The organism is Pseudoxanthomonas sp. UTMC 1351 (assembly GCF_040948865.1).
In the GTDB taxonomy this organism is placed as follows: domain Bacteria; phylum Pseudomonadota; class Gammaproteobacteria; order Xanthomonadales; family Xanthomonadaceae; genus Pseudoxanthomonas_A.
In genome coordinates this window covers 281,974-294,961 of the sequence record NZ_JAVGJT010000008.1, presented here as the reverse complement: position 1 = coordinate 294,961, position 12,988 = coordinate 281,974, and the positions used below count along the sequence as shown (strand labels likewise).

At 59.4% G+C, this 12,988-nt stretch carries 8 protein-coding genes and 1 pseudogene; 4 read left to right on the top strand and 5 right to left on the bottom strand.

Annotated elements, in window-relative coordinates; genetic code table 11:
- Window positions 1-10 precede the first annotated feature (10 nt).
- Genes AB6O04_RS07160 through AB6O04_RS07150 form a run of 3 tightly spaced genes read right to left on the bottom strand, consistent with a single transcriptional unit; the run spans window position 11 to window position 4,732 of the window.
- Window positions 11-2,416: a hypothetical protein gene (locus AB6O04_RS07160; RefSeq protein ID WP_368563139.1), complete on the bottom strand. Its 2,406-nt coding sequence runs from the start codon at window positions 2,414-2,416 to the stop codon at window positions 11-13.
- On the bottom strand, window positions 2,413-4,011 hold the full coding sequence (locus AB6O04_RS07155; protein WP_368563138.1) for a hypothetical protein: 1,599 nt from the start codon (window positions 4,009-4,011) through the stop codon (window positions 2,413-2,415). Before AB6O04_RS07155 ends, AB6O04_RS07160 begins: the two co-directional genes overlap by 4 nt.
- Window positions 4,004-4,732: a tyrosine-type recombinase/integrase gene (locus AB6O04_RS07150; RefSeq protein ID WP_368563137.1), complete on the bottom strand. Its 729-nt coding sequence runs from the start codon at window positions 4,730-4,732 to the stop codon at window positions 4,004-4,006. Before AB6O04_RS07150 ends, AB6O04_RS07155 begins: the two co-directional genes overlap by 8 nt.
- A 490-nt stretch (window positions 4,733-5,222) precedes the next feature.
- Between AB6O04_RS07150 and AB6O04_RS07145 the strand changes: the two are divergent.
- From AB6O04_RS07145 to AB6O04_RS07130, 4 genes and pseudogenes are all read left to right on the top strand, one after another.
- A pseudogene (locus AB6O04_RS07145) lies at window positions 5,223-5,384 on the top strand (JAB domain-containing protein); the annotation flags it as partial.
- Window positions 5,385-5,519: 135 nt separating this feature from the next.
- Entirely contained in the window at window positions 5,520-7,208 is a 1,689-nt protein-coding gene (argS, locus tag AB6O04_RS07140; RefSeq protein ID WP_368563136.1) for an arginine--tRNA ligase, read from the top strand.
- A 14-nt stretch (window positions 7,209-7,222) separates the two neighbouring features.
- A complete protein-coding gene (locus tag AB6O04_RS07135) occupies window positions 7,223-8,026 on the top strand; it encodes an SPOR domain-containing protein (RefSeq protein WP_368563135.1) in 804 nt (267 codons plus the stop codon).
- A 146-nt stretch (window positions 8,027-8,172) separates the two neighbouring features.
- Complete coding sequence (locus AB6O04_RS07130; protein WP_368563134.1) at window positions 8,173-8,922, top strand: SDR family oxidoreductase; 750 nt, start codon at window positions 8,173-8,175, stop codon at window positions 8,920-8,922.
- 196 nt (window positions 8,923-9,118) lie between these two features.
- Here AB6O04_RS07130 and speA read toward each other — a convergent pair whose 3' ends face one another.
- Both speA and AB6O04_RS07120 read right to left on the bottom strand, forming a co-directional pair.
- Window positions 9,119-11,011, bottom strand: coding sequence for an arginine decarboxylase (speA, locus tag AB6O04_RS07125; protein ID WP_368563133.1), 1,893 nt, complete (start codon window positions 11,009-11,011; stop codon window positions 9,119-9,121).
- Between the two features lie 61 nt (window positions 11,012-11,072).
- Entirely contained in the window at window positions 11,073-12,923 is a 1,851-nt protein-coding gene (locus AB6O04_RS07120; protein ID WP_368563132.1) for a M48 family metalloprotease, read from the bottom strand.
- Window positions 12,924-12,988: the final 65 nt, after the last annotated feature.

Genomic DNA, 12,988 nt, shown 5'->3' with positions numbered 1-12,988 from the left:
ATCAGGGCCTCTACGCAGAAGCATGCTGGAACTCAGGGACTAGAGCAGCTCTGTCATATGCAGCCAAAGCCTCCTCACAACCGTTTATGACATCGATAATGTACTTAAGATGTTGATCTAGCGGCTCAGCGTAGTTTAGATCCGCAATCATTCTCTTCCGCAGAAGCGCCGCCTTCGGTTCAATTGTCTCAAGTAACCGTACATGTTCGGACCTTAGCCGCTCGATCTCAGCTTTCGCGTCCATATCATGGGTATTGATATGAAATGACTTGCATAGCCCTCCAGCTGTGTTTCCACGAAGGCACATCAGACCCTTCTCGCAAGGCGAGACATATAGATCACGCGAACAGCTTCCCCACGGCGTAAAGTGAACTGCTCTAAGTTTGCTGTCGACCATGGCATGGATCTCGACATCTTTGAGGCCTCGGCTCCTCCATTCAACCACTTTCTTTCCTAGAAAATCGTCAGGTGGGCTAACTGGCGAAATGTAGAGCTCTCGTAGCTTCTCCGCTCTCTCTGCTGGCGTCCTGTAGTCGTATTGCCTCGCTTTCCCTACTTGCCTTCCCATCCAAAGGTCTACTGAGTCTTGTGACGTTCCCCACCTGAGCATTGCTGTGGTAACCCAGCGGCGAATGGCATGGGGCGCGAAGGAGTAGTGCAGGCCCTGGTCATCCCGTATGTCAAGACGCTCGAACACGGTGGTCTTGTCGGAACTCGCAGATAGGTAAGAATAGATCTGGCTTCGAAAGAGGGGCATAGGGAGTATGCCCACCTTTGCGCGTGCACTGAATTGCTTGTCCCAGACGACAATCAAGTGCTCACTTAGCCTTCCTCTCGCTCCGGGCTTCACACTTCTCATCTGGCGGACGGATCTGATCTTTCCGTCGCTCTCCTCAAGAGAATCCTCGAAATGTCGCTCAAGTGCATCCTCGTACTGCCCCTTCAGAGCTTCCACTAGGAGGCGCACGTCGACGGCGAGGACCGGTGACCTCTGCCAATGAGACAGGATTTTTTTTCTGACCTTAACCCACCACTCAGACCACTTGGCACGCTCGGCCGCGGACGGTACTGCATCTCTTGCCGTCCCCTCAAGATTGAGGGCTCTCAGAAAGCAGCGAAGTTCCTGCGCATACGGTGACTTATTCACTGTCACCTTGGAGGCTCCAGAGAACTTACACACGCTACAGACGGAAGGGCCTCCTGTTATCGCTGGCCATCGAAACAGTTGCCAATCCCATTGCTCGATACGCCGGTCAATCCATACCACAAGAGCCGAGGGGGTGACTTCTGCGATCCTTACTGCACTGGACCTGTACACTCCTAGGAACTCTCTCCGCGACAATCCAAGGCAGTCATCTATCTCTTGGACAAAGTAGTGGTCTTTGGGATCTAGACTTGCAGCCTGGAGCTGCAACTTGGCGTTGTGGCTGAGCGGCGCGGCACGCCGATGCGATGAGAGTTTCTCTAATAAGAATTGGAAGCCGTTGGATTCGATCTCCGCCGCGCGCGCGCGGGGTTCAGCGCAAGCTTCAAGCAGATAGCAGTATGCGCTCCAGATGGCGCCATCCCATATCGCGGGAACAGCCATCACTTGGGGGTCTTCGCCCTTGAGAGCAGGCACCCTTACAAAGGAATCGCCACCCATATTCTCCCTTTCGACGGCGTTTATCGGGAGCTTGAGAAGTGCACCGACGCGGATTCCTAGAGCCAAGCTGAACGCCAAGGGCTCGATTCTCAACCGATCGTATCCCTCTTTCGGCTCAAGAGACGGGTCGTCAAGAACTGCCCGGCGTGCACGCGCGATTGCTTGGTGGAGTTCCGGTTCGTAAACGTTTGAAGACCGCCTGTGGCTCTCGGAAGCAATTTCGCCTGGAGTCTCATTGTCAATTTTTAGCCCTGGCTTCCAAGATATGAATAGCCTATTGAATCTCTGAAGTTGCCCATCCCTCTCGATGATCAACCCATTCATGAATCCTGCGAAATGCACTAGAGAACGCGCGCGGTTGTACTTTGTCTTGCCCGTATATTTATCTGGCAGCTCGGATACGGTTCTGTTGAGCAGTCCAGCCGTGAGGTTGTTCCACGCCACACCGGACTTCAAGACTATGGCGTCCAAGCGTCGAACCATTAAGAGACGTTGATTGATTGCTTGGAAAGACAGGCCTTTGCAGATTTCCGCAAGCACATACAGTCGCGCGATTCTTTCGCCTGTACTGCTCAGACTTTCTGAGTGCCTATTCTCGTACTTTGCTCTATCGCCTTCTGTGTACTTTTTGAAGTGAAGCAGCTGGCCGCGATACTTCCAGGAGCCATAAAACTCCCCCTGAATCGTCCTGCCATTTACGAGTCTTTGGAAGTCCTCTCTTGCTTCAGCCAGTAAGATCTCGACTACGTCCTGCGAGCTATGCCCGATCATTTTGAACAATCCTCTGTTAGAGCGAGGATCAGGGAGCGCGCTCCATAGGCCGCAGCTTCAAGCTGGAGCACTAGCGGTCCCGATGAGCCCTGCGAGATCTTGCCTGCCAGCGAATCTATGCTGCGCAAGCTCTCTTCGTGGTTACCGTCCCGCCACGGCCTAAATGCATGACATGCATAGCAACTTACCGTAGGGTGATGGGGACACACTCCCTCTAACGTGCATCCACCCAGACTAGCAACAAACGACCGCGTGTCCGAAGTAGCTCTGTGTTCAATCCGACCTTCCCACATTCGAACTGCTGCAGCGATCTCCGGGCTTTTAGTGCACGTCTGATTGATTAGTGCATGGAGATCGCGGTTGTATCTGAAATAGTGCTTTACGCTGGCCGTATTTTCATGATCGAGGGCCTCCGCGACGTCTTCAATGCTGCTGCCACTTAGGACCATGCTCGTCCCTTTTGTTCGTCGCAAGCGCTGGCAGTTGATTCGTAACGTTCTGTCCGGATCGCCAAGAAGAGATGCTCTAGGGTTATCAATCTTCAACAGGTGGGTAAGTGCTCTAATCTCACTCCCAACGCTTTGAGAGAAAGCATGCATCGCGTATGGCAAGAGGCTTCCCTGAGAAGTCATGCGCCGTAGGCTGATAGCCGAACGCGAGCGAACAGGAAATAATGGGGTTTTTAACTCATCGGCAACGGAGCCAGCTAGTTCACGGACATTCTCGCGGACTTTGCTAACGGCAAGCTCAGCTTCTAGCGCAAGCTCCACCAATGCAGCGTATGTGTCATCAGCGATGTAGCGCTTGACTTTGTTGGCGTGCCATCGCCGAAGCTTGGATCTCTTCTGGCCTTTGACGCTACAAACTCTAACGAAGGGCCCCAACTCATCCTTGTCGATGTCGTCAACCGTCATCAGCGACATCTGCACAGGCCGGAGCCCCCAGTCTCGGGCAAGAAGGAAGGCTCCGATTTGGCGCTTTGTTGCGTCCGGATGCCTCCTGAGACCCAGCTCAATCAGATGCAGCTCAGCTCTTGTGAAGGGACCATCTATGACATCTCGCATGGAGACTAGATGGTCACTCGATGCCGCAAGAGGGGTCAGGTCAGAAAGAACATCCGCGTAGTGTTCGTCAAATCCAGGCAGCCCTTCAGACAGACCCCAATCGTAAATTCTTCTACAAACAAGAAACGCGCAGTATTGGTCAGTAGCTGGCTCCGCAGGCTTGAACTCCTTGGCCCACTTGAAGATGCTTCTGGCTACCTTTTCAGGATCTCTGTCCCTGCATTTCAGCCTTCCTAGCCAGCGCCGCATTGAGGGCAGTTGTGTCGGCGAAACTCTCGACTGGAGGTCATCAAGTAGATAGGAACGCACAATCCAATCAACATAGGGATTGCTATGGAAGGCCCTTCTCCATGGGGCTTGAACTGACCTTATCCCTACGATTTCGAAGACAATTGACCTGGGTATTTTTCCAGACCTCTCTGACAGTTCAATTCGTTGTCCAAATGGCGTGACGATAGATGCGGGAAGAGGATCTAGCTCCAGATCCACCCACTCAGAGGCCCTGGCAGTTATGGCATTCAGGCTATTCATCATTATTGCGACGCTCCTCTCGAAGCAGCCTTCCGACCTTTTCAGAGACCGCTTCGCGGGTATAACGCCTCACCATCCTGCTTCCAGGCGCCCATCCTCCGAAGTACGAGAGGCTCTCTTCTAGTTCGGAGTGAGATGCTTTCCCTGCCGCGTCCATCAGGCGTCGGGCCTCCGTTGCGGAGGTGCTTCGTATCCCGTGAGGGTGCAGCCTTGTGCCTCCTTTCGCAAAGACTCCTGCTGATCCCAGCTTCCGCAGGACGTGGTTCACTGCAGTGACAGATAGCCTCTGGCCGTCTAGCTCACTAAGGAATAGATGGACTGAGAGCCGATTTCTCTGCGTGAACTCAAGTCGCTCGCGTTCCAGATAACCTGAAAGCCGGCGAGCTAGCTTCGAGGTGATTGGAACTGTGCGGGATCTTGTTTTGGGACTGGCACCATCTCTTCGACATCTCGCGCCGGCGTTGATGGATGATCTGATCCTAATGGTTGGTGACGCGCCTAGGTAAACATCAGCGAGCTCCAGCAGTACAAGCTCAGCCCTTCGAACACCAGTCTCAAGCATGACCTGAACTAGGCACTGATTCCTTACACGGACGTGGCGCTTCTTGAAGGGGTTGAGATCCGACTCCGGACTAATAATGTCCTGGAGGGCTGCTTGCTGCACCCCGTTTAGGACCTGCGAGGGGATCGTCGGCGCAGCATTGTTCTTGGCGAACTTCATGTGTTTCGCAAGACGCCTAACACTAAGTGCCTTGTTTCGGTCGCATTGCAATTGGAGTTCCGGGCTCAAACATGCGAGCTCCGAGAAGAGGTCGAAGCTGAAGTTGATGAATGAGCTTATGGAAGCTATTCGCCGCTCGATCGTCGACTGACTGGCCATCACGTTCGCGACTGACGTCAGGGTCGAAGCAATATCTCTGCACTCAGGTCCGTTGAGCGCACGCAGTGTTCCCAACCTAGTCTCTAGGCATAAATCTCGTTGGTATGCCCAGCGATAGACGATGAGCACGTCTCGCGCATATGCATCCAAGGTGTTAGGCCGGACCTGAAGTGCTAGATCCTGGACCCACAGTGCCGAGAGAACGGACGGCATCTCGCCTACCAGAAGGACCGGCCGACTTGATCCATCCCTATTCCTCAGCCTTCTGACACGGGGCTCGCCGGGCAACATAGGCATGAATGTAACAGAACTATGCGTCATGATACATAAGGGGCACAACCACCCCTCCGGCTGTTCCGAGCCTTCCGCGGCCGATCGCAACATCACCGTCAAGCTGAAGGAAGCCCTGGCTTTGGTGGATATCCGCTTGCTGGACCATTTTGTGATTGGCGATGGTCCGCCGCTGTCGATGGCGGCCAGGGGCTTGGTGTGAGGGGAAGCAAACCCCTCGATCCCGCTTTTATAAAGGGGGAAGCAAAGCAAATGCGTCACCCGCCCCCCGCTTCCAAGGGGCACGCCCGCCCGCACTCGGCTAAAATCGCCGTTTCCGCGCTCCAGTAGAAACTTCGTGAAATCCTTACTCCGCGCCCTGATCACTCAGGGCATTGATGCCCTGCGCAACGCCGGCACTCTTCCCGCTGATACGCCTACCCCAGAGTTCGTGGTCGAACGTCCCAAGACCCGCGAACACGGCGATTTCGCCACCAATGCCGCGATGCTCCTGGCAAAAGCCGCGCGCAGCAATCCGCGCGCCATTGCCACCGCGCTGGTGGCGGCATTGCCGGCCAGCGAGGACGTCACCCAGGTGCAGATCGCCGGTCCGGGCTTCATCAACTTCCACCTGTCGCCCGGGGCCTACCGGCGCGAGGTCGCCACCGCTTTGACGGAAGGTGAGAAATACGGCCGCAATACCTCGGGAGTCGGCAAGACGGTTGGCGTGGAATACGTCTCGGCCAACCCCACCGGCCCCTTGCACGTCGGCCATGGCCGCGCCGCCGCGATTGGAGACTGCATCGCACGGGTGCTGGCCGCCAACGGCTGGAACACCAAGCGCGAGTTCTACTACAACGACGCCGGCGTGCAGATCGATAATCTGGCCAAGTCGGTGCAGGCGCGCGCGCTGGGCAAGACACCCGACAGCACCGACTGGCCGGAAGACGGTTACCGCGGCGAGTACATCGCCGATGTGGCTCAGGCTTATCTGAATGGCGACACGGTCGAGTTCGAGGGCCATTCCGTCACCGGCGAAAAAAATCCCGCTGACCTCGACGCCATCCGCCGCTTTGCCGTGGCCTATCTGCGCCGCGAGCAAAACCTGGATCTGGCCGCGTTCCGTGTGTCCTTCGACACCTACTTCCTGGAAAGCTCGCTGTACGCCGACGACAAGGTCGAAGAAACGGTGCGCAAGCTGATCGCCTCCGGTCACACCTACGAGGAAGGCGGCGCGTTGTGGTTGCGCAGCACCGACTTTGGCGACGACAAAGACCGCGTCATGCGAAAGTCGGACGGCACGTATACCTATTTCGTGCCCGATGTCGCCTACCACATGTCCAAATGGCAGCGCGGTTATGAGCGCGCGATTACTGAACTGGGCGCCGATCACCACGGTAGCCTCGCCCGCGTGCATGCGGGCCTGCAGGCGCTGGGCGAAGGCATCCCGCAAGGCTGGCCGGAATACGTGCTGCACCAGATGGTCACGGTGATGCGCGGCGGCGAGGAAGTGAAGCTTTCCAAGCGCGCCGGCAGCTACTTCACGTTGCGTGACCTGATCGAGGAGGCCGGCTGCGACGCGACCCGCTGGTTCCTGATCGCCCGCAAGCCGGATTCGCAGCTCACGTTCGATATCGATCTGGCACGCGAGCAGAGCAAGGACAACCCCGTCTACTACGTGCAGTACGCCCATGCGCGTATCTGCAGCCTGATGCGCAAAGCGGCCGAAAAGGGCTACGCCTACGATCAGACACAGGGCATCACGGGTCTGGATGAACTGAACGACGAACCATCGCTGTTGCTGATGGTCGAGCTCTCCCGCTATCCCGAAACAGTCGAAAGCGCAGGGCAGGCCCTGGAGCCCCACTTGATCGCGCAATACCTGCGCGAGTTGGCCTATGCTTTCCAGACGTGGTACGACGGCTCGCCGATCCTCATCGACGAAGCAGCCGTGCGCAACGCGCGCTTGGCGCTGGCCTTGGCGGCCCGGCAGGCGTTGGCGAACGGACTTGAATTGTTGGGCGTCAGCGCCCCGGAACGCATGTAAGTGGAGAGCAAGTAATGGCTGCAAGACGCGGCAAAAGCCAGGCGACACGTCATTCCAATCAAGCCACTCCGGCCTGGGTGTGGCTGCTGCTTGGGCTGCTGGTCGGTGTCGCCATCTTCTTCATCGCTCCGGGCCTGTTGAAAAAAGACGGCGACGGTTTCTTCCGTCCGCAGCCCAATCCGGACGCACAGCCAGCGCCGGCAGACGTGACCAGTGTGGAAGAGGTGGCGCCCGAATCAACTCCTTCGCAGCAGTCTGCGGCGACGGATGAAGCGCCGAAGGAAACTCAGTACGACTTCTACACCTTGCTTCCGGGCAAGGAAGTGCAGATGTCCGATGCGGAGCTCGCCGCCAGCGCGCGTGAGGAAGAAGCACGCCGCGCGCGCGCGCTGCTGACCGCCGGCAACGACACTCCGGTGGCACCGCCAGCGCCGACGCTTCCCCGCAATCCAACGCCTGTGACGGAGACGTCGGAAAGCCGGCCGACGCCGGTCAGTACATCGGCAGCAACGACCACAGCGGCCGCGACGCCCAGCAAGCCAGCAGAAACGAGTACCGCTACTACCATCGCCAGCGCCAACACCGGCGCGCGCTACGTCCTGCAGGCCGGCGCGTTTGGCGCTTCTGGCGATGCGGAAGCCGCCAAGGCCAAGATCGCTTTACTGGGCCTGGGTGCGCGCGTGGAGTCGGCGCGGATCAATGGCAAAACCGTGTATCGGGTGCGCATGGGGCCGTACGGCACCGCCAGCGAACTGGCCGATGCCAAACAGAAACTCGCCGATGGCGGACTGCCGGCGATGGCCATCAAGGCGCAGTGAGCGAAAGAGTCGGGAATGGGGAATCGGGAAACGAGAATCTGTAGAAGCAAAAAGGCGGTACTGCTGCGCCCCGCGACCCTGCTCACGATCTTCGCTAGCCTCGCGCTTTCCCTTTCCCTATTCCCCGCTCCCTATTCCCCATCACCATGACACGAACCGTTCTCATCACCGGCGCCACCTCGGGTTTTGGTGCCGCCTCCGTCAGGCGTTTCACCAATGCGGGTTGGCGTGTGATCGCGACGGGTCGCCGCGCGGACCGCCTGCAAATGCTGGTAGACGAACTAGGTGCCGACAAGGTCCACGCGGCCCATTTCGATATCCGCGACGAAGCCGCGATGGATGCCGCATTGGCAGAGGTGCCCGAGGCGTTTCGCGACATTGATCTGCTGATCAACAATGCCGGCCTGGCGCTGGGTACCGCCCCCGCGCAGAGCGCCAGCCTGGACGATTGGCGCACCATGATCGACACCAACGTCACCAGCCTGGTTACGCTGACGCATCGGCTACTGCCTGCGCTGATCGCGCGTAAAGGCGCCATCATCAACATCAGCTCCATCGCCGGCAGTTATCCCTACCCGGGCGGCAATACCTACGGCGGCACCAAGGCTTTCGTAACCCAGTTCTCGCTGGGCCTGCGCTCGGATTTGCACGGCACTGGCGTGCGCGTGACCTCCATCGAACCGGGCATGGCCGAAACCGAATTCACCCTGGTGCGCACGCACGGCGACCAGCAAGCTTCAGACAAGCTCTACACCGGCGCCCAGCCAATGACCGCCGAGGACATCGCCGATACCCTCTACTGGGTCGCCACGCTGCCGCCACACCTCAATATCAACCGGCTTGAATTGATGCCGGTGACGCAATCGTTCGCGGGATTTCAGGTGGCACGGAAGTAGTCTGCTTCACTCTCTCGGAGCGCGCATGCTTCCTTCTCCCTCCGGGAGAAGGTGCCCGGAGGGCGGATGAGGGAACGGCACCGACTGGCTCGCCAAATTCGCTACAAGCGGACATCCCATGCCCTCATCCGTCGCTGCGCGCCACCTTCTCCCGGGGGGAGAAGGGACGAGCATGCCTCCTTTCGACAGGAATGAACTACGCCAAGGGTTCGTCCGAAAGATAGGTATAGCCCGTCAATCCGGCTTCCAGCGCCTCCGACAGCATCTTCGATTCATCGGCAGGCAGCTGTGCGTTCGCCACCCGCTCAGCGTAGACCGCGCGTAGATCGTCCAGCCGATAGCCCACGTAATCCAGCATCACGTCGGTGGTATCGCCACGGCGCTGCTGGTTGAGGAGATAGCCGGTACCGGCATCGACGCTGACTTCCACCGCATCGGTATCGCCGAACAGGTTGTGGATGTCGCCCAGGATTTCCTGATAGGCGCCTACCAGGAAAATGCCGAGGCGATAGCTCTCTCCGGATTTCAGGCTGTGCAGCGGCATCGAGGAATCCAACCCCTCGTTTTCGACGTAAGTCTTCACCATGCCGTCCGAATCGCAGGTCATATCGGCGATCATGCCCCGGCGATCGGGCGTCTCGTCCAGCCGTTCGATCGGCACGATCGGGAACACCTGATCGATGGCCCACACATCGGGAATGGATTCGAACACGCTGAAGTTGACGAAGTACTTGTCCACCAAGCGTTCGTTCAACTCGTCTAGCAGATCGCGATGGCTGCGCTCGTCGCTGCTCAGCCGGCCGCGAACGGCATGGGCGATGGCGTAGAAAAGATCGTCGATGCGCGCCCGGTGGGTCAGATCGATCTGCCCCAGCGCATACAGCGACAAGCCCTCGCTATGGTGGTGCTGCGCTTCATGGAACAGTTCCACCGCCGGACGCGCGTCCAGTTCGCCATGAATCTCGCGCAAGTGACGGATGACCGCCGGCTCGTCCTCATGCGCCGGGGGAACACGGCCTTCTGGCGCGCGCTCCACCTCCGACACGTTGGCGACCAGCACCGCATGGTGCGCGGTCATCGCGCGTCCGCATTCGGTGACAATGCGCGGCGGCGCCAGCCCGTGCTGCTCGCAGGCCTCGGCCAACGGCTGCACGATATTGGAGGCGTATTGGTTCAGGCCGTAGTTGATCGAGCAGTAACTGCGCGAACGCGTGCCTTCGTAGTCGATACCCAGACCACCGCCGACATCCACATGACTGATCGTCGCGCCCAGCTTGGATAGTTCGACGAAATAGCGCGTCGCTTCGCGCATGCCATTGGCGATGTCGCGCACATTGGAAATCTGCGAGCCCATGTGGAAATGCAGCAGGCCCAACGTATCTTCCATGCCGGAGTCGCGCAGGTATTTCCACATATCCAGCACCTGGCGCGGACTAAGGCCGAACTTGGCCTTGTCGCCGCCGCTGTTCTGCCACTTGCCTGCGCCCAGCGACGCCAGCCGCATACGCACGCCAAGACCGGGGCGTACTCCCAGGGCACGCGCCTCCTCCATCACCAACGGCAGCTCGGAAGGCTTCTCCACCACGATGAAGGTCTGCAATCCCAGCTTGCGGCCGATCAGTGCCAAGCGGATGTATTCGCGATCCTTGTAGCCGTTGCACACAATCAGCCCGCCTGGACGCGACAGCGCCAGCACGGCCATCAGCTCAGGCTTGCTGCCCGCTTCCAGGCCAAAGCCTTCGCCGGCATGGGAGGCCAGGGTGCCGGCCACACCGCGATGCTGGTTGACTTTGATGGGATAGACGGCGGTATAGCCGCCCGGATATTCCCACTCGCTCTGCGCCTGCGCGAACGCGGACTGAAGCTTGCCCAGGCGATCGCCCAGGATGTCCGGAAAGCGCACCAGTAGCGGCAATTTTGCGCCATTGGCACGCGCGGCATCCACCACTTCAGGCAGTGGAATCTGCGGCCCTTGTGCACCCTGGGGGGACACCACGATGCGGCCGGCGCCATCCACGTCGAAATACCCTTCCGCCCAATGCGGGATGGAATAGGTCTTGCGGGCTTGGTCGATGGACCAGTGAGTCATTGCGGCGGCTCGGACAGAACAAGAAGGTGTGCATTCTACCGCTGCGGATGTCGCACTCCGGTTACCGGGGCCGCTGATACGCCGGTTCACCCGCTTTGGATCTTATTTGCCGCGCCAATGCCGCCTGCGTGGTGGTGGTGACGATGGTGAAGGTGCCGGGCAATCGCAACTGATCGGCGAGCCGCTCCAGGCCAACGGACTCGCTGACCACCGACCCAGTCCAGCGCACCAGCACCAGATAATGCGGCAGCGCCGATGTGCCGCCAGCGGGCTGAAGGACGATCCAGGCTTCGGCGATCTTCTCGAAGCCGCGGAATACGCGGGCAATGCCCTGCATTTGCACGGCGTCCAACGCATGCGGCAACCACTCGGCATCGGTTTCCAGCCGGTTTCCGTCGTGGATGCCAGCGCCGTAGCGTTTACGCAGCGCCGCCATGACCGTGAATACGTTGCTGTCATCCGGCTGCGTTCGCGCATGTTCTTCCAAACTTTGGAGTGCGGGCTCGATCACCGCCGCATTCGACTCCATTGCGCGCTGCAAGCATTCGATGCCTTCCGCTTCGTCTCCGCGCTTCAGCAGAAGCGCTCCTAACCGATATCGGGTCCAAACGTGGGACGGCGATCTGGCCAAGGCTTCCCGGTACAACGTCAGCGCATCCTGGGCCAGGCGGTGTGCTTCAGCCAACGCTGCATATTCCACCCATTCGGCGGGCGAGCGCTCGTTGTGCGCTTCCAGCTCTGTCAGCCGACGGCGCTCCAATTCCCATTGTCGGTGACGCGCCTCCCACTCTCTTTTTGCCGCCTCGTGCCACTCGCGACTGAAACGCTGCTCCAGCTTTTCATGCAGAACTTCTCCCAGCAGGTCCGCCGCGGAATGATCGCTTGCAGAATCCGGGCGTGGCGCAATCATGATCTTGAGTGCATTGAGCCGCTGGGCCAATGTGGGATGCGTATCGTCCAAGCCGGCATCGCGCTCCAGCAACCAGCGCGGTGCGCCCTCATGAGTGCGCCGGTGCTCGCGTATCGCGGACGATAGCCGGCCGTGGACATGCGCCGGCGGGTAGGACTGGTCCTGTTCCGACCGATGCACGCCCGGCCAGAAGTCGCGCTGCAACCAGTCGGCTGCAAGCCCTACCCGTACCAGCGCACTTGCCATCGCCCGTTCTCCCGCGACCGCCGCGCCCACCGCGTCGGCTGCATATTCCTGGCGGCGGGCCAGCACAAAGCTGTAAGCGTCGAAATAAGGCGCATACCAGCGGAAGAACAGTCCCAGCAGCTGCCCCACCGACCAGCCGCCGCTGGCCACGCCTTCCATCAACCGATACCAGCTGCTGCGCAGCCGGTAGATCCAGGCACCGAAGCGCCCATGGCCGCCATGGAAATGGCCGAACTCATGCGCGATCACCGCCGCCAGCTCGCTGCGGTTGAGCAGCTGCAACAACGGCAATCCCAATACCAGATAGTGCCGTTGATTCCACAGCCCGACCCCGCTCGGCACGTAGGCAGCCGCTGCGTTGAGCGCATCGTCGATGACAATGCCGTGCAGGCGTTCGGCGCCGACCTGGCGCCGTATCCGTTCCACTTCTTCTCGCAGGCCCGGGGCCTCGCCCGGTTGCAGGCGGTGCCCGTCGGGCTCGCTGAAACGGATCCACAGCGCACGCAGGATAACGACGCCGACCGTCCCGAGCATCAAGATCGGGATCACGACCATAGGATCCGCCGGCGGGCGAACAATCACCACGTACAGCACCAGAAAAACCGCCACGCCTAGCGTCATCGCCAGCGATACAGCCAGCACCGCATAGCCCAATGCGGCCAACAGGGCCAGTTTAAGCCGGTAGCGCGCGGGCGCCACGTGCACTTCGCGCTCCAGCCGCTCCACCAGCCTTCGCCGGGCTTCCATTGAACGCATCGTTGTCTCCCTGGATATCCAGATGCTAAAGGATCGCCGCCAGCTTGTAACACCGGTTCCGGTAC